At 47.9% G+C, this 18551-nt stretch carries 17 protein-coding genes and 1 pseudogene; 17 read left to right on the top strand and 1 reads right to left on the bottom strand.

Annotated elements, in window-relative coordinates; all coding sequences use genetic code 11:
• Positions 1-297 precede the first annotated feature (297 nt).
• The 16 genes from CVT49_06035 to CVT49_05960 all read left to right on the top strand — a co-directional run bounded on the left by CVT49_06035 (position 298) and on the right by CVT49_05960 (position 14962).
• Positions 298-450, top strand: coding sequence for a 50S ribosomal protein L34 (locus CVT49_06035; protein PKK83983.1), 153 nt, complete (start codon positions 298-300; stop codon positions 448-450).
• A 38-nt stretch (positions 451-488) separates the two neighbouring features.
• Positions 489-800 carry a ribonuclease P protein component gene (rnpA, locus tag CVT49_06030; protein PKK83982.1) on the top strand — a complete coding sequence of 104 codons (312 nt, stop codon included), beginning with the start codon at positions 489-491 and terminating at the stop codon, positions 798-800.
• A complete protein-coding gene (locus tag CVT49_06025) occupies positions 793-1047 on the top strand; it encodes a membrane protein insertion efficiency factor YidD (GenBank protein ID PKK83981.1) in 255 nt (84 codons plus the stop codon). The genes rnpA and CVT49_06025 overlap by 8 nt, the downstream gene beginning before the upstream one ends.
• Before the next feature lie 13 nt (positions 1048-1060).
• On the top strand, positions 1061-2785 hold the full coding sequence (locus CVT49_06020; protein ID PKK83980.1) for a hypothetical protein: 1725 nt from the start codon (positions 1061-1063) through the stop codon (positions 2783-2785).
• Positions 2782-4203 carry a tRNA uridine-5-carboxymethylaminomethyl(34) synthesis GTPase MnmE gene (trmE, locus tag CVT49_06015; GenBank protein PKK83979.1) on the top strand — a complete coding sequence of 474 codons (1422 nt, stop codon included), beginning with the start codon at positions 2782-2784 and terminating at the stop codon, positions 4201-4203. Before CVT49_06020 ends, trmE begins: the two co-directional genes overlap by 4 nt.
• Positions 4204-4232: 29 nt before the next feature.
• Positions 4233-6119, top strand: a complete 1887-nt coding sequence (locus CVT49_06010) for a tRNA uridine-5-carboxymethylaminomethyl(34) synthesis enzyme MnmG (protein ID PKK83978.1) — start codon at positions 4233-4235, stop codon at positions 6117-6119.
• Positions 6103-6756, top strand: coding sequence for a hypothetical protein (locus CVT49_06005; protein PKK83977.1), 654 nt, complete (start codon positions 6103-6105; stop codon positions 6754-6756). The genes CVT49_06010 and CVT49_06005 overlap by 17 nt, the downstream gene beginning before the upstream one ends.
• A gap of 77 nt (positions 6757-6833) precedes the next feature.
• Positions 6834-7592 carry a hypothetical protein gene (locus CVT49_06000; GenBank protein ID PKK83976.1) on the top strand — a complete coding sequence of 253 codons (759 nt, stop codon included), beginning with the start codon at positions 6834-6836 and terminating at the stop codon, positions 7590-7592.
• The gene (locus CVT49_05995; protein ID PKK83975.1) at positions 7589-8440 is read left to right on the top strand and encodes a chromosome partitioning protein ParB; all 852 of its coding nucleotides are present in this window, start codon (positions 7589-7591) and stop codon (positions 8438-8440) included. The genes CVT49_06000 and CVT49_05995 overlap by 4 nt, the downstream gene beginning before the upstream one ends.
• Before the next feature lie 13 nt (positions 8441-8453).
• Positions 8454-9242, top strand: a complete 789-nt coding sequence (locus CVT49_05990; protein PKK83974.1) for a hypothetical protein — start codon at positions 8454-8456, stop codon at positions 9240-9242.
• Entirely contained in the window at positions 9211-9651 is a 441-nt protein-coding gene (locus CVT49_05985; protein PKK83973.1) for a hypothetical protein, read from the top strand. Before CVT49_05990 ends, CVT49_05985 begins: the two co-directional genes overlap by 32 nt.
• A gap of 246 nt (positions 9652-9897) precedes the next feature.
• Positions 9898-10896: an AAA family ATPase gene (locus tag CVT49_05980; protein PKK83972.1), complete on the top strand. Its 999-nt coding sequence runs from the start codon at positions 9898-9900 to the stop codon at positions 10894-10896.
• A gap of 75 nt (positions 10897-10971) precedes the next feature.
• Positions 10972-11595 (top strand): hypothetical protein, encoded by a 624-nt coding sequence (locus tag CVT49_05975; GenBank protein PKK83971.1) that lies wholly within the window; start codon positions 10972-10974, stop codon positions 11593-11595.
• 150 nt (positions 11596-11745) lie between these two features.
• Positions 11746-12786: a hypothetical protein gene (locus CVT49_05970; protein PKK83970.1), complete on the top strand. Its 1041-nt coding sequence runs from the start codon at positions 11746-11748 to the stop codon at positions 12784-12786.
• 192 nt (positions 12787-12978) lie between these two features.
• Positions 12979-13776 carry a hypothetical protein gene (locus CVT49_05965; GenBank protein ID PKK83969.1) on the top strand — a complete coding sequence of 266 codons (798 nt, stop codon included), beginning with the start codon at positions 12979-12981 and terminating at the stop codon, positions 13774-13776.
• 289 nt (positions 13777-14065) lie between these two features.
• Positions 14066-14962, top strand: coding sequence for a DUF58 domain-containing protein (locus CVT49_05960; GenBank protein PKK84017.1), 897 nt, complete (start codon positions 14066-14068; stop codon positions 14960-14962).
• 157 nt (positions 14963-15119) lie between these two features.
• On the opposite strand, the pseudogene CVT49_05955 reads toward CVT49_05960, so the two are convergent.
• Positions 15120-15522, bottom strand: a pseudogene (locus CVT49_05955) (DNA methylase).
• Between the two features lie 665 nt (positions 15523-16187).
• On the opposite strand from CVT49_05955, the gene CVT49_05950 reads away from it, so the two are divergent.
• On the top strand, positions 16188-18548 hold the full coding sequence (locus tag CVT49_05950) for a hypothetical protein (GenBank protein ID PKK83968.1): 2361 nt from the start codon (positions 16188-16190) through the stop codon (positions 18546-18548).
• The last annotated feature ends 3 nt before the right edge of the window (positions 18549-18551 follow it).

Here is an 18551-nt window from a genome sequence, read left to right as displayed (position 1 = left end):
ATATAATCGAATTTAAATGTAATATATAAAAACAATTATTTCCTGAAGAACCCAGGTTAAAAATACAGCCGGCCGGGGATTGATGATAGGTATATCGCGTGATACCCGCTGATGGGCCGTATTATTCCCTAATTGGTTGGGAAATTCGGGGTTTTGCATTTTTAAACTTTTTGATATTCGACCCGTAATAGATTTGGAGGTATAATTTATGGGGTATATAGTCGGCAATTTTGCTTGACGATTGCGGAAATTTGGTTATATTAGCCATTCTATAATAGAATTGAAAGTGAGACGAAAATGAAAAGAACATTTCAGCCATCGAACCGGAAGAAGATAAACGACCACGGTTTCAGGAAAAGAATGTCCACTCGGACGGGCCGTCAGGTTCTGGCTCGCCGTCGGGCCAAAGGCAGAAAAAGACTGACTGTCAGCACCAAAAAAGAAAAATAGAATAATAATTGTCCCGTTACAGCCTGAAAAGCAAAACGATGATTCAATCACTGCTTCGCTCCGGGAAAAAACATACTTCCAGTCGGCTGGAGCTTTATTATGATAAGGCACTGCCGGAGAAAGCCGGGAATTATCAGGTTGCTTTTTTAATTTCGGGGCGGGCTGGTAAGGCTGTGGCGCGCAATCGAATAAAACGCTGGATGCGAGAAGACTTCAGAAAGCTTCAAGAGCAGGAAAATATCGCCGGCACTTTTATTGTCCGTTTTAAGGGCGCGGCCGATGGTATCGACCATAAACTGCTTGAAAGCGAACTGGAACGTCTATTTAAATCGTTGAATCTAAATGCTTGACCGCAAAATATCCATATTCAGCTATCCGCTGCTTCTGCTTATTACAATTTATCGATATACATTGTCGCCAATGATCGGCAATCAGTGCCGGTACTACCCGACCTGTTCGCATTATGCCGAGGACGCTATCCGGCATTACGGCGCCTGGCACGGAGCAATTATGGCGGTTAAAAGGATATTTCGCTGCCACCCCTGGCATGAAGGCGGCTATGATCCGGTTCCATTGAAAAATCAGGATGATATATAAACGGAGTTAGATTTTGGACAAAAGAACCATACCAATAATAATACTTCTCGGAGTCCTAGTAATATTCTGGGTTCCAATAATGACAAAGCTTGGCTTTCTCCAGCCAATTGAGCGCCCTGTTGCCACCGAACAGATAACACAACAAGCTGATACACAACAAGTAAAGACACAACAGGCAACTCCGTCACAGCCGACTGCTGCCGATGTGACAGATGTTACTGCCCAAATGGCTGAATTGACACAGGCTGATAATGGCTCGATTCCACCGCCGCCGGCGGAAACTGTTTTTGTCGAAACCAACGTCATGAAAGTCGCCTTATCCAACTATGGGGGCGGCCCGGTTTCGTTGAAACTGGTTAATTATTTGTATCCTGGTGATGGTGAACCGGTTGAGATGCTTCCTGATAATGCAATCGCAACGCCTGAACTCAAGTTTAGCAGCCGGTCGATTTCGACCGGAAGTTATATTTTCAATTGCCAGTCTCGTGAGCGAAATTTTCGAATCTCAAGCGGCTCGGCTGATGTTATCTATACTTATCGCAAGGACAATTCGACTATCACCAAGCGTTACCATTTTTATGCCGACCGGTTTGATTATGATCTGGTGGTTGAGGTTAACAATCCGGAGGCCCTGGGTTTTGACCGCCGATATACGTTGGAGTGGAACAACAAGCTTATGCCGACAGAGCTGGATTTTCAGGATGACTACAATTCCATGTGGGCAATGGCCCTGCAGGCCGGCGAGCGGATAAAATTCGATGATTACAATAATGATCAGTTCAGCGGGACATATGACGGCACCACCAGCTGGGTGGCCACCAGGTCGAAATATTTTGCGGCCGTGATGATTCCACGGTCACGACTGGGTACCGGCACCATTGCCTCGGGCATTCAGGATCATCTGCTTATTAACGGCAAGAAGGTCAAGGCTCGCGAGCTCGCGATCGGTATCTTGATGGAGCCGCCACTGAGTGAGCCGATGAAAGACAGCTTTTCGGTTTATATCGGCCCGATGGACTATGAACGTCTCAAAGATTTTAACAATGGTGTTGTCGATATAATCGATATCGGAACGACCCCATTTATCGGATGGATTATCAAGATCTTTGCCATTCCGATCATGTGGCTTCTGCCGCGAATGTACAGCATCATCCCCAACTATGGTTTGGTGATTATCATCTTCTCGGCATTTATCAAACTGATCACCTGGCCGCTGTCCCGGAAGACGGTTCAGTCGATGCAGGCCATGAAGGAAATTCAGCCGAGGATGAAGGAGCTTCAGGAGAAGCACAAGAATAATCCTCAGGCGTTAAATAAAGAAATGATGAAACTTTATAAGGAGAGGGGTATTAATCCGTTATCCGGATGTCTGCCGTATTTGCCGCAGATGCCTCTTTTCTTTGCTCTTTTTGCCGTCTTCCGTTCGACCATTTTGCTGCGCCAGGCACCGTTTATTTTATGGTGGGACGATCTTTCGCGTGGGGCGCTGTCGGTGACCGATCCCTATATTATTCTTGTGGTTCTGATGGTGGCGCTGATGTTTGTCCAGCAGAAGATGACCATGACGGACCCGAAGAATAAGGCTCTGACATATATTATGCCGCTGATGCTGGGCTTCTTTTTCTACTCCGCCTCGGCCGGATTGGTGCTATACTGGACCTGTTTCTCGCTCTTTTCCTTTGTCGAGCAGCTTGTTTTCAGAAAACCGCAAACGGCGGATGTCCAGGTTCTTAAATAGGCTTCGATGAAAAAAAAAAGAATATATCAAAAGATGATACGATTGCCGCGATAATCACGCCGCCCGGTGAGGGCGGCATCGGGGCGATTCGTATCTCCGGCCCCGAGACCCCGAAAGTCATCAGGAAAATATTTCGTCCCGCTGATCCGGAAATAACTCCGGATCGCTTTTTTCATCTTTATTATGGCCATATAATCAATAATCAAAGTAATATAATCGACGAAGTTACGATGGTTCAAATGCCTCAGGGGCAATCATATACCGGCCAGAATCAGGCCGAGATATTTTGCCATGGCGGCCAGTATGTGCTGAAGCAGATACTTGAGGTAATTTATGGGAATCAGGTTCGGCCGGCGGAACCGGGCGAGTTCACCAGGAGAGCCTTTCTGGCCGGACGAATCGATTTGGCCAAAGCCGAAGCGGTCGCCGATTTGATTGCTTCAAAGACGGAGTACTCATACCATGCCGCAATGAACAATCTTCTGGGCCGGATGACCGATTATATCGACTCGATTCGAAGCGGCGCCATAGCGCTTCTGGCTGAGATTGAAGTTTCGGTTGACTATCCCGAAGAAGGCTTGGAAGCCGGGGATAAAGCACGACTGCTGGAATCGATTGACACTATTATCTTCCATGCGAAGGAATTGAGTGAATCATACCGGGCCGGGCAAATTATCAAGGAAGGTTTCAAGATTGCTATTGCGGGTCGTCCCAATGCCGGCAAATCATCGCTATTTAACCTGATGCTGAATCAGAACCGAGCTATTGTGGCACCCACTCCCGGGACCACCCGCGACTATCTGACCGAATGGATTGATATGGAGGGTGCCGCGGTTTCGATAACCGACACAGCCGGCCTGCGGGCCAAAGGCGGGCAAATCGAAAAGGCGGGTCAGGTATCGGCAAAAGGCATAATAAATGATTCCGACCTGGTGATCTGGATTGTCGATATTTCCCGAAAAGAGTGGAAGTCTGAGACAATCAAAGATATAAATGAGATATCCAAAGATAAAAAGACATTAGTTGCCCTCAATAAGATTGATAAAATAGGGAATTTCGACAAAAGTGCGGCCGGATCAATTGACTGTCAGAATAAAGCGCTCAAAGTAATTCCAATGTCCTGTAAAACTGACACCGGTTTTAAGCTCTTGAGAAAAGAGCTGATTAAGCGTATAAATGAAAGCATGCCGGATCTGACCGATCGGCTGGTGGTGACCTCGGCGCGTCACAAGAAGAAGCTGGACGATTTTCTGGCAGCATTTGGAAAAGCAAGAAAGAATATTGTCAAAGAGGAATCGCCGGAGTTGATCGCTTTCGAATTGCGGTCGGGAATAAATCAAATTGACGAGATAACCGGCAGAATATATAATGATGAGATACTGGAGAATATTTTCTCGAGATTTTGTATCGGTAAGTAGAAAGGACAGCGGGTTGCGGCTCGTTTCACGTGAAACAAATTGATTTTGACATAATTGTGGTTGGCGGCGGACATGCCGGGGTCGAGGCGGTTCTGGCGGCCTCAAGGATGGGCCGAACAGCCGCCCTGGTTACCATGGATCGCAACAAGCTGGCCCTGATGTCCTGCAACCCGGCGATTGGCGGCTTGGGTAAATCACATATTGTCAAAGAGATAGATGCGCTTGGCGGCTTGATGGGCAAGGCCATAGACGCCACCGGCATACAGTTCCGGAAGCTCAATCTTTCGCGAGGACCGGCCGTATGGTCCACGCGCGCCCAGGCCGATCGGGCGGCCTATACGAGATTCGTCTCGCAGTTTGTCACCAGTGCGCCGGGAGTCACAGTAATCGAAGCTACCGCCGGGTCAATTTTGACTGAAGGCGGCAAGGCTATTGGGATTGAGACCGAGGATGGGCATAAGATATTCTCCCGCGCGGTGATTTTGTGTACCGGGACTTTTCTGGGCGGCCTGATTCATATTGGTGAGACAAAAATCCCTGCCGGCCGTCGTGGTGACAAAGCGGCTTATAGTCTGAGCGAATCGCTGCGAAACCTTGGTTTCGAGGTGGGCCGGCTTAAGACCGGAACGCCGCCTCGGCTGGATGGTAAGACCATTGATTTCGACCGGTGTGAGCTGCAACCCGGAATGGAGCCGATTCCGTTCTTCTCATATACCACCCGACCGTTTCATATTGATCAAGTTCCCTGCCATTTGACCTATACGACCGACAAGACAAAGGAAATCATCACCCGAAACCTGTTGCGGTCGCCGATGTTCTCCGGGCAAATTAAGTCGATCGGGCCGCGATACTGTCCTTCCATAGAAGATAAGATACATCGTTTCAGCGATAAACCGCGGCACCAGATATTTCTTGAGCCGGAAGGAAGCGGAACCGATGAGATTTATCCCAACGGTTTTTCGACATCGCTTCCGGAAGAGGTCCAGTTTGAGTCGATCCGGACCGTGATCGGCCTGGAGGAAGCTATTATCACCAAGCCGGGATATGCTATTGAGTATGATTACTGCCCGGCCTATCAGATCAGGGCGACACTCGAGACGAGGAAGATTGAGGGATTATATTTTGCGGGTCAGATAAACGGCACTTCCGGCTACGAGGAAGCGGGCGGACAAGGTCTGGTAGCGGCTGTCAACGCCTGTTTGAAAATCACCGGTCAGCTGCCCTTTGTTCCCAGTCGGGCTGAGTCATATCTTGGTGTCATGATTGATGATTTGATAACATTATCGACTACAGAACCTTATCGAATGTTCACTTCCCGTGCCGAATACCGCTTGCGGCTTCGGGAAGATAATGCCAGAGACCGGCTTTTTGATTACGCCGGGAAATTGGGGCTGATTCCTGGTGAGGATTATGACAGGTTTGAGCAGATTCAGAAGGCGACTAAGGAAGAGATTCGAAGGTTGAAAAAGATAGTGGTCCCGGTTTCGAAGCTTGACGGACTGGCGCAGCACTTTATAAAGAAGGAGCATATTTCGCTGGCCGACCTTCTCAAGGTCCCCAACGTCTCCTACGCCGAGATTGCCCATATGGACATCGCCGATAATAGCGCCGTGGCTCTGTTCCCGGAAATTATCGAACGCGCTTCGATTTATATAAAGTATGAGGGTTATATCAAAAAACAGGAGCGTGAGGTAGAGCGTTTTCAGCGGATGGAAAGTGAAATCATTCCGGACGATCTTCCCTTCGAGAGTCTGACCGGCCTTCGCAATGAGGCCCGCGAGAAATTCGCCAGATTCCGGCCGACTTCGCTTGGCCAGGCGGGGCGTATTGAGGGGGTCACCACCGGCGACCTGGCGGCGCTATCGATTCACCTCAAAAAGCACCGGGCGATTCATCCCGATGCCAGTAATCATTGATCGGCAGAGTATGGCTGTTTCGGCAAAAATCCCCCTTTTCCACTCAGAAGATATTATCGCCAAATATAATATAAAAGATGCTGTGAATGGCTTCATCAACGCCGTTCTGGATTATAATAAGAAAGTCAATATTGTTTCACGTGAAACATCGGTCCCGGATCTTCTGAAAATCGCGGCCGACTGCCTGGTTCCTCTTGAGTTCGGAATGCTGCCTCGAGGCCGTTTTTTCGATATCGGCTCAGGAGGAGGCTTCCCCGCGATCGTTTTTCTTCTGGCCTTCCCCGGTGTGGAAGCGACCCTTTTCGAGCGAATCGGGAAAAAGGCGGTCTTCCTGCGTGATTTCATCAGACAGTCTCACCTCCCGGCCGAGGTGATCGACCTTGATTTTGCCGAAGCGGTCCGCCGGCTCGAGCCGGGTTCTTTCGATTTCGGCACGATCAAGCTGGTTCGCCCCGATAGAAAGATATTCCGCGGCGCCGGCTCGCTTCTTAGGCCGAGCGGGAGGCTCATTTATTATGCCTCCGCGGAAAAGATCTCCAGCGACGTCCCCGGTTCTTTCGAGCGAGTTATCCACAATTATTATTTGGATGATATTAAACAACTTCGCGCCATAACTATTTTTTCCAAACGCGACTGATATTTTACTTGCGCAAAGGTTATAAAAGAAGTAACCTCTTCACGTAAAATTAATAAAATCTTTCGGTTGAGGTTTGTGTGGCAAAAGTTATTGCGGTAGCCAATCAGAAGGGCGGTGTCGGCAAGACCACCACCGCGATTAACCTGTCGTCCTGTCTGGCGGTGGCGGAAAAGAAAACGCTGTTGATCGATATTGATCCGCAGGCCAATTCCACCTCCGGGGTCGGGTTCGACAAGGCTAAGGTTGAATCATCAATCTATGATGTCCTGATTGGCCGCAAAAATATGGTCGATATTATAACGCCGACAGAATTATCCTATTTCAACGTCGCGCCGTCCTCGATATCCCTCGTCGGCGCCGAGGTCGAGATGGTCGGGATGATGTCGCGTGAAAAAATCCTGGCCCATGCGCTTGCACCTATCATCGACATGTATGACTACATTATTATCGATTGTCCCCCGTCGCTCGGCCTGCTCACCGTCAATGCCCTGACGGCGGCGCATTCGGTGCTGATCCCGATCCAGTGCGAGTACTATGCTCTGGAGGGGCTGGGGCAGCTGCTTCATACGATCAAGCTGGTGCAGGGTAATCTCAATCCCGGTCTGGAGATCGAGGGAGTGTTGCTGACGATGTACGACCGGCGTTTGAATCTTTCGCGCCAGGTGGCCGATGAAGCCCGGCGGTTTTTCGACAGCCGCGTGTATGACACCATCATCAATCGCAACGTGCGTTTGTCGGAGGCGCCGAGTTTCGGGAAACCGATCATCCTTTATGATATTCTGTCGAGCGGAGCGGAAAATTATATGGCTCTGACCAAGGAGGTGTTGAGTCGATGAGCAGCAAGATAGTATTGGGTCGGGGCCTTGATGCCCTTATTCCGACCCTGGAAGAAAGCGGGGCCAGGGCCAATGGTACATATCGGTTGATCCCGCTGGATAAAATTGCACCGAATCCGATGCAGCCGCGTCAGCAGTTTGACGAGAGCTCCCTGCATGAACTGGCCGAATCATTCAAGAGCCAGGGTGTCCTTCAGCCGATTCTTGTCCGGCAAAATAATGACATGTTTATCCTTATTGCCGGGGAGCGGCGGTACCGTGCGGCGCATCTGGCGGAAATGAAAAACATCCCGGCGATTATCATCGACCAGAGCAACGAAGGCGAGATGCTTCAGATGGCCCTGGTGGAGAACCTTCAGCGCGAGGACCTCAATCCGCTCGAAGCCGCCGAGGCTTTTCAGCGGCTGATGGATGACGGCGCCATGACACAGAATCAGCTCGCGACCAGGGTCGGCAAGAGCCGTGCCGCGGTGGCCAACAGTCTCAGGCTGCTGGGTCTTCCGGATAAAATCAAGGAAATGATACGGGCCGGCAAATTGACGGAGGGTCATGCGCGGGCCGTTTTGGCGGTGGACGGCGGGGTGTCGCAAGTGCGGCTGGCAGAGCGGATTATCAGCGAGAATATGTCGGTGCGCGATGCCGAGGAGACGGCCCGACACAGCAAGCGCAGGCGTTCGCTGCCCCGCAGGAAAAATCCTTCGATTATCGAAACGGAAAATTATTTGAAACAGTTGTTAGGAACGGCGGTAAAAATTACACCGGGGCTCAAGCGAGGCCGGATTGAGGTCGATTACTATGGTGAGGAAGATCTGGAGCGATTACTGGAATTGTTCCGCAAAATAAATTGAGAAACTGATAAACATGGGCAAGTACTACAATTTGATGATTGTTCCGGACGGAGTCGAGAACCCCTTTGGAATCAGAGTCAGGGCATGGCTGTTCAAGACCGGTATTGCGATCGCGGCTCTATTAATGGTGGGGTTGATTCTGTTTTTCGCCTTCTATGGCAAGATTGTAGTGAGGGCCGCCCTGGCCGGCCGGCTGGAAGAGGAAAACGAATCGCTCAAGAGATATAAATACAAGGTTTCGCTTCTGGAAGAAAGAATGAGCGAGGCGCGCGAGGTGGTCAGCCGAATCTCGAAACTGGCCGGAGTTGATATCCAATTGGCCGAGATTCCTCCCGACTCGATAATTTTCGCGGAGATCGATAACCCCCGGCCGGCGGTGATGACTCGCTCGGTATTGTCGGGGTTCGGACGACCCGAGGGATTGCCGCTGCAGGGCTACATGACACGCGGTTTCAAAGACGGCCAGGAAGATTATCATCCCGGCGTCGATATTGCCGTGGCCGAAGGAACCGCCGTGCTGGCGACCGCTTCGGGCAAAGTAACTTTTGCAGGTGAAGACTCGACCTACGGCCTGATGGTGGTTATTGAGCATGATGACGGCATCTCGACTCTATACGGTCACAACAGCGAACTGCTGGTGGAGGCGGGTCAGGATGTTCTGGTCGGCGGAAGAATCGCCCTGTCGGGCAATACCGGCAAATCGACGGCACCGCATTTGCATTATGAAATTAGAGAAAATGACATACCAGTTAACCCTTTAATATATATTAGTGAACATGAGGGAACTAATGAGCAAAAATGAAGGTGGAGTTATGAACACTATCATCGGCAAGGATACCGTTTTTACCGGCACACTCGAAGTTAAGGGCGCTGTGCGCGTCGACGGAACGGTCAAGGGCAAGATTATTTGCTCCGATGTGGTCACGGTTGGATCCGGCGGCTATGTTGAAGCGGATGTCGATTCCCAGACCGCCGTTATCGCCGGCAAAGTGGTCGGTAATCTGGTTGCCTCCGAAAAGATAGAACTCCAGGCCAAGTCCGATATCGAAGGTGATATCAGGACTAAATCTTTGGTGGTTGAGCAAGGCGCAGTGTTTTGCGGCTCCTGTCATATGAAAGAGGGAAAGTCCAGTTTGGGATTTATCCCGCCGCAGGAGAAAAATGAACAACTGAAGGATCAGGTTAAGGTCGGTACGGAGCTGAAGAAGTAATTATCAACAAGCGGTTGATAGTGTGGATAACTAACCGATATTGTGGATATGTAGCTATTGCTATGTGCGGTTGAAGCTTGCATCATATATATGAAGCCTAATTTTAGCCGCTTTTCCACAAATTGCCTGCCCTAAAAGACTTATAGCTATGGTTGTTATTTCCCCGCTACCATTATATATAGTGCCGAAATGATTACTTGGATCAGTGCGATATTCTGCCTCTAATCGGTTCATAGGAGGAATAAAATGGCCGAAAATAAAAGTGATCTTCAAGCTGTCGAACAACTTAACGCCGCATACGCGAATATAAAGAAAGAAATAGCCAAAGTTATTGTCGGACAGGATAAAGTAATTGAGCAACTCCTGATTGCCTTTCTTGCCTCCGGGCACTGCTTGCTGGTGGGCGTCCCGGGTCTGGCCAAAACTTTACTTATCTCTGTATTGGCTAATATCTTAGATCTCAAATTCAGCCGCATTCAATTTACTCCTGATTTAATGCCTTCGGATATTACCGGAACGGAGATTATTGAAGAGGATCGCTCAACCGGCCGGCGTGAATTCAAGTTTGTCAAAGGGCCGGTTTTTGCCAATGTCATTTTGGCAGATGAAATCAACCGAACCCCGCCAAAAACGCAGGCGGCGCTTCTGCAGGCCATGCAGGAACATGAAGTGACTTCACATGGCCAGACTTTCCGTCTTGATGAGCCGTTCTTTGTTCTGGCCACGCAAAACCCGATTGAGCAGGAAGGCACTTACCCGCTGCCTGAAGCTCAGCTCGACCGGTTTATGTTTCATGTCAGTGTCGATTACCCATCCAATGCCGAGGAGCAGCAGATTGTCCGAACGACCACGGTGACCCCGGAATATAAACTCGAAAAAATATTAAATGCCGAACAGATAATTGCTTTACAGCGGCTGGTCCGGCGGGTGCCGGTTTCGGATCACCTGATTCAGTATGCCGTCAATATTGCCCGCGCCACCCGGCCCGAAAACGGAGGGCTTGATTTTATCAAAAATTGGGTCTCGTGGGGAGCCGGCCCGCGCGCCTCGCAATATTTGATTCTGGCCGCCAAGACACGCGCCATTCTCGACGGCCGCCCGACACCGGGGCCGGAGGATGTAAGATTTGCGGCGCTGCCGGTGCTGAGACATCGAATCGTGACTTCCTTCAATGCCGAGGCTGATGGTGTCGATACCCCGGCCATCGTTCAAAAACTTCTTGATACTGTCAAAGAAAAAAGTTAATCTTTTATAGTTTACATGGAAAATTTATAACAGGCCGGCAGGGATGCCGGCCGATCCCTCAGATAGGAGGAGACTATGCTTAATGATTTCAATCTGACCAAGCTGCCGCCGTATGGAAAATTGTTCGTGACACTTTTCTGCGTGCTGGTATTATTCATTGTCATCTGGATGAGCATACTTGGAATGATGGAAGCGCGCCTTATCGGCGATTTCGCCAATGAAGAGCAGGCATTCGAAGAATATGACGCCCAGGCCGATCTCAATACGATCGAACTGGATGACAAGGCGGTGACCCCGCCCGACTGGTCCGATTCGGGCGAGCAGGAACCGATCGACTCGGAAGAACTTGACGATTACGAAGAGTATGCCGAGGATCAGGTTGACGCGGATGATGAGGCGCTGACTTTCTGGGAGAAGTTCAAGGAAAATATGGAATGGGCCATCGAGCATCTCTCCACCCAGACATTGATATTTTTCGGACTCGGTTTGCTGTTTATCTTCACGACTTATCCGGCCGGGGTCAAGAAATTCTTCTTATGGCTGCCGGCGATATTGATCATATTGCATGTGCTCGGCATTTCCGGTTTTGATTTCTGCTGGCCGGCTAAATTTTTCACCTGGGTATGCGGCCCGCTTCTGTTGATCACGTTGTTCATCATGTCCCTGATGATCCTGACGAACGTACGGAAGAAAGCGTAGTACAAATATAGTTTTTACTGTCAGGTCACATCCCCGATTAAAATCGGGGACAGGACCTGACAGGACATTAAGTATATCGCCAGTGGATCACACTCGTCCGCCTGGCGGCGTCCGACCAAGACCCGCCGGTACATTGGGATTTGATTTTTAATGAAAACAAATTTATATAAGCCGCGATTCAAGGATGAAATTGAAAACATTATTAATCAAATTCAACTTGAATTAAAAGAGTACTCATTTGCGAAGAATCTACAAGTGACGGATTCGGTAGCGAGGTGCATTGTAACAACCATTTTTGAGGCTATCCGGGGCTGTTATCAAAGCATTGTCATCAGAAATAAGCTTATTAGTGAAATCGTGAATAGAAGTATTATTGAATATATGATTGATATGCAATTCTTATGCATATCCGATGACGTGAAACTAAATCGGCAATTCTCAAACTATTATTTATTACAGAGATATTGGGTAAAGGATCTCATCCAATTTTTAAAGGATGATATTCCAAGGATTGAAAAAGAATACAATGAATATATATATTCTGATTTTCAAGATATCATATTAAACGCGAAATTAAACCATGATCCAGAATCTGAAAAATCTCCGATTATTGGCCCGAATTTGATTGATAAAAAAATTAGATCAATATATAAGAAAAACTGGTCTGGCTTAAGTTTTCCTGATAAGCTAAATAGGGTTATTAATATTACAGGCAAGGCAAGACTAGAAAAATTACTTAAAACTGCTGATATAAAAAACAATCCATCAGAAATCTTGAATGCAATTAAAGCTCATTCTGATTATTATATTATTGCGAATGATATCCAGGAAGAAGCATCAATTGATGAAATTACAAGAAAATTGGGAGAATATCCATGGTTGGAGACATTATTATTTAGTTATAAACATTATTCAAACTATGTGCATGGAAGCCCCTATAGCTGTATCCCACATTATGATCTTAAGACTGGTGAATTTCAATTCTTTTATGATTATAATGATTCCAGTCTCTTCGATGTTGAAAAAGAGATGTTTTTAATATTGGATTATACTATGCAAAATTTTGGAGAATTTCTTTTGGCAAATAGAAATATCGACCTACTTTGTATCTATAAAAAACTTCTTGCAAAATCTGAAAATCTCAGAACTTGGATGTTTAATATATTTTACAATGGCAAAGTGAGTCAGTAACCTAAATGTCGTAGCAGGTCTTGTCCCGTTAAAAACGGGATGTGACCTGCCGTAACTCGTCAAGCAGCTGACCATTTATCATCATTCCGTTCAAAAAACAGCTATCCGGCTGCCTTTCCGAATCACAGCCGAAACAGATTGACCGCATCTCCGTATTCAAGGGTAGCAAATCTTAAAAGCTCCGGAGGTTTTATGTCAAAATCCGTCAAAATAATTGTCATATTCACGGCGGCTCTCTTGATTATGCTTGCTGCCGTTCAAGTCTATGGCGATGAAGTCACCAAAAAGTTTGAGGCCAAAAAACGAGTTACTGTCAACACTGTTTCCGGCGACTGCATTGTCGAAAAGAGTGAGACCAATGAAATAACGGCCACTTTTATCCAGCACACGCGGCCCGATGGGGCCATGAAGCCGAAATTTACCGAGAGTTCATCGGTCCTGGAACTGGAGGAAATCATCAGGGGCTCATCTTCGGGCGACTCAAGATGGATTGTCCGTGTGCCTGAAGGTACCAAAATCGAGTTCACAACCGCCTCGGGCAGTTTCAGTGTCGAGGATATGACCGGAGATTTCAAAGTAAACACCGCGTCTGGTAATATCGACATTACCAACTGCTCCGGAGTTTTCGATATCAACACCGCTTCGGGGGATATTGATGCTTCCGGGATAACCATTGAGGATGACGCCGTTTTCGGGACCGCTTCGGGGACGGTGCGGGTCGATCTGGCCGAAACCCCGGAGTATGATATCCGGGTCGGTTCCGCCTCGGGCAAAGCGATTCTGATGTACAACGGTCATGAGATTAAAGGCAATTTCGAATTTTCATACCGGCCGGGAAAGGGGCATATTGAATGCCCATATGATTTCGATGACGAGGAAGAGTATTACAACGGCGATCAGGTCTATATCAGAAAATCATTTGTTCGCGGCAGCGATGTTCCTTTCGTTCATATCGGGACCGCTTCGGGAAGAGCCGTTTTGAAGAAATAATAACGGGCTGGCGTCGAAATCCCCTGTCTGGGGTCTTCAGGGCCGAAGACACAGTGCTTTAGTTAAAGTGCAGGGACAGAACATTGTTCTGTCCTTTGTTATTCGTGGACAGCACAATGTGCTGTCCCTACTTTTATATTTATCAATTCTATGAAACAAATCTTCCCATTTGCCGATTGGACGATAAAAGCGTATAATAGAAAATATAAAGATTCATGTGATCGGCAAGTCCTCAGACTTGCCGCGGTCGGTTTTTTTCTGAACCGACCGTTCACAGATGGTGGAAAATATGCCGGTTGAATATAGAAAATATCTTGATCCCGAAGTGGTCGGGAAATTGAAAGGGATGGAACTTCGCGCCCGGATGGTGGTCGAGGGGTTTATCGCCGGGATGCACAAATCGCCCTATCATGGTTTCTCGGTCGAATTTGCCGAACATCGGCAGTATATGCCGGGCGACAATATCCGCGATATCGACTGGAAAGTTTATGCCAAATCGGACCGGTATTATATCAAGCAGTATGAAGAAGAAACCAATCTCAAGGCATATCTGCTTCTCGATTGTTCGGCCTCGATGAAATATTCCTCCGGCGGCACGGTCAAACATGACTATGCCGCCACCCTGGCGGCGGCGCTGTCATATATGATGCTGCGTCAGCGCGACGCGGTCGGGCTGGTGACCTTCGATGAGAAAATCCGGCGCTATGTGCCGCCGCGCTCGAAATCGGGGCACCTGCATGTCCTTTTGCAGGAAATCGCCAACCAGGCACCGTCGGACAAGACCGATATTTCATCGACCCTCCATGAGATGGCCGAGCGGATTCACCGCCGCGGTTTGATAATTATCTTCTCCGACCTACTCGATGACGCCGACAAGATTATTTCGGGGTTGAAGCACTTCCGGTACAGAAATCATGAAATGATCGTCTTTCATATTCTGGATCCGCGCGAGCGCGACTTTGCTTTCCCGCGCGAGGCGATATTCAAGGATATCGAGACCGGCGAGGAACTGACGACGCTTCCGTGGCAGATCAAGAAACATTATGCCCGGATGACGCAGGAATTTTCGGACCGTATTGCTGCCGAATGCCGCCAGAGCCGGATTGATTACCACCTGATCGATACTTCGGTCCCGTTCGACATCGCCCTTTACGCCTTCCTGGCGAAACGGGAGAGGTTGTATTAGTAATTAATTATTACCATTTTACATACCCCTATATCCCCTCTCAAGAGGGGATCAAGAATAATCTTTGAGATAATATATTCGCCCAGTCGATTGCAGGTTCGGTCTACGGTGAGATGATTTTGATAAATCAGATATTCTTTTAGCAATTAATATTGCGTCACTCTTTCCCCTCTCGAGAGGGGTGCCCGAAGGGCGGGGTGTGTTCTTCAATCCAAGACCCAATTGTGGTCATGACGCCATCAATATTCTGCATAACATCTTTTTCAGAAAATCTTAGAAATCTCAACCCAAAAGACTCAAGTCTTTTCTGTCTTTTTATATCGGCGTCATATTTGCTATATATGTGATGATCCGTCAATTTCTATGGCCAGCATTAATGCCGGGCAAAAGAAATCCACAATGAAATTATCGACAGGTTTTTGTCTGTGAAAATCAAACCCCATAAGCTACTTTCCTTTCAGGTGTTGCCATAGTCGAATTTCCGCCGGGGTGCTGTTCTTCCGCAGTTTCAGGGCAGTATCTTTAAGTGAGGGATTATATGTAATGATTTTCTTCTTCATATAGGCGCTGTTTTACACACCCCTAAATCCCCTCTCAAGAGGGGACTTAATGATAAATAATCGATAATAATATCTCCGAGTCAATCATAAATTCGGTCCAAGAAAGAGGAATATCCATGAACAAATGACTTTTAAACAAGATTATTATTTTCCCCTCTTGAGAGGGGTGCCCGAAGGGCGCCTGGGTGAACTAGGGCGGCGCGTTCTTCATCAAAAAAACACTTCAAAATTTATCAAAAAATAAACTTGACAAATTATATCCTGTTTTATATACTCGAAATATTAAGGGGAAGCTTAGTCTAACTCGACATACTTGTTGAAAGGTTTTTAAAAGGTCACATCACCTTTTTATTGAAGCTTTTTTGTTTCACAGAACATAACGGGAACCGGCACTTTGGCATCCGGTATTAGTTTCCGGGATTTTGAAGAAGCTTCTGCGAATTAGAATTGCCGTAATTATATGACATAAAAGAGACTCTATCACGCTTGTTACTATCCTCGGGGGTGCAACGCTCCCGAACCCATTCACACACCATAACCGCCGGGACTTGTCCCGGCGGTTATGTTTTAGGCAATTTAATACAAAATAAACTCATCAACTCAGAACTAATAGCATTGAGCGGCGTATGATACATTATACCAAATCATGATAGATAAAATGTATTATGATAAATAAGCTGACGCCGTCACTACTCCTTATAATATTAATACTTATCGCTCTGCCCGGTTTTTCCGCCAATGCCGTTGTTGAGGGGTTGGTCACCGATTATGATTCCGGCGAACCGGTCCCGTTTGCCACAATCCGCGTCGAGGGAACCGGGCGGTCAATGGTGGCCAATCAGGACGGGCAGTATCGGCTGATGCTTAAGCCAGGACAATATCAACTCAAGTTCAGCCATATTGCCCATTATTCCGAGAAGGTTAATGTAGATATTGTCGATTCGGTGCTGACCCTGGATATCAGGCTGCGCCCATCGGTATTGACGATTAAAGGCATGAAGGTTTATCAGCGGGCTTATGATCCGGCCCAGCGGATTATTGTCGAAGCGATTGACCGCAAGGATGATATTCTTTCGCGGCTCAAGAGTTATTCATTCGATGCCTATACCAAGCTGGTAGTGCGGGATACCGCCAAAGCCGACAGCGAAAATATCAGAATTTTGACCGAAACCCAGGTTAAATATTTCTGGCAATATCCGGATAAGCAAAAGGAAATTATCACGGCCCGCAAGCAGTCGGCTAATCTTTCCCCGGAGCAGAATCTGGTATCGGTCGGGGGGATATTGAATCTTAACCGGAATCGCCTTGATATCGACAAATATTCGATTGTTTCACCGACCGCGCGCGATGCCCTCGACCATTATAATTACTACCTGCTCGATACCATATATATAGACAGCACCGCCATTTTCCGGCTTGAGGTGGAACCGAAAAGTCAAAGCCGGCCGCTTTTTTACGGGACAATCGACATTGTCGATTCGCAGTTCGCGGTGGTCGGGGCCGACCTTGGTTTCAATGATGTGGTCGATTTGCCGTTTATCGACAGCCTTAGATTCCGCCAGAGTTTTGCCCAGTTCGATAATAATTACTGGATGCCGATCGAGCAGCGGATGGCCGCCCTTGTCGATATTACCTTTCCCGGTATCCCGGTCTTTCGTTTCGATTATGCCGCGGCTATTCATAATTATCGTTTTGATGTCGAATTTCCCGATAACACTTTCGACGAATATATTCTTGAGGTCGCGGAAGATGCCGACAATATCGATTCCTCGGCCTGGCTGGCCAGCCAGTTGATACCACTGACCGAGAACGAGCTGGGCGGTTACAAGCGAATCGACTCTCTCGAAAATGTGCCCAAATCGATAGCCAAAATCGCGGCCCGGGTCGGACTGGGAGCCATTGCCCTGACCATTGCGGCGTATGATTATTTTCATTTCAACCGGGTCGAGGGGCCGTACCTTGGTGCGGCTTTCAGCCGGCGGGAGTTATTCCCGCGGCTTGATGTTGCGCTGAAAACCGGCTGGGCCTTCGATGGTGAGTACTGGCAGCACCGCTATGCCTTTGACTACACGCTTTCGAAGCGGCAGGCTTTGAAGGTTGGGATAGAATATCGGGATCTGATAGCCCGCCGCCCGACAATTATATCAAGTCCGGCATACAATCCGACCCTTTTTTCGCTGCTCAATCGTTATGACAATCTTGATTATTACCATGAACGGGGATTCGAAGTCGGAGTCGAAACCAAAGTCATTAACCAGACCAGGGTCTCGATCATATACAATGATTTCGACCAGCTTTCGGCACCCAATAATACGACTTTCAGCTTTTTCGATAACGGCGAGCCGCATCGTTTGAATCCAAGAATCAGCCCCGGCAAGCTTCGCGCTGTCACCGGTCAATTTACCTGGGACAGCCGGCCGCTTATGAAAAGTAAAAGACAGATTCAGCGGCTTCAGACCATACCATATACTATTTTCAAGGCCGGGATTGAGTATGCTTCGCCCGATTTTATCGACAATGATTTCGAGTTTTCAAAATATTATCTGATGCTCGAGCGCCGCCAGCGGACGCTCGGTCTGGGCATCAGCTCACTGTCGATTTATGCCGGCGCCTCGGATAAAATCCTTCCTCCACAAAGATATTTCACGGTCGATTTCGGGGCCGAGGAAATGGTGGCCAATCGCTCATTTAAAACTCTGGGCGAAAATAATTTTATCGGAAACAGGGCCGCCCTGGTCTATCTGGACCATAATTTCGGGCGGCTTCTTTTCAAGAAAAGCGGTCTTCCCCTGATAAAAAACATTCCCTTTTCTTTGAGCTTAAATGGCGGGATTTTCTGGACAGATTTCCATAATCAGGACCCGCTTCCTGATGACCAACTGAGTATGTCGGCGGCCCGGCCATATAGCGAAATAGGTTTTGGCATCGGGCGGCTTCCCCTGATGAATATGAAATTACTTTTTACCTGGCAATTATCCGATTATAATACCGAGGATTTCTCGGTTGATCTCGGCATAGAATTTTAAGAA

The organism is candidate division Zixibacteria bacterium HGW-Zixibacteria-1 (assembly GCA_002838945.1).
Classification (GTDB): domain Bacteria; phylum Zixibacteria; class MSB-5A5; order GN15; family PGXB01; genus PGXB01.
The sequence above is the reverse complement of the archived record's forward strand: the minus strand, read 5'-3'. Positions and strand labels throughout refer to the sequence as shown.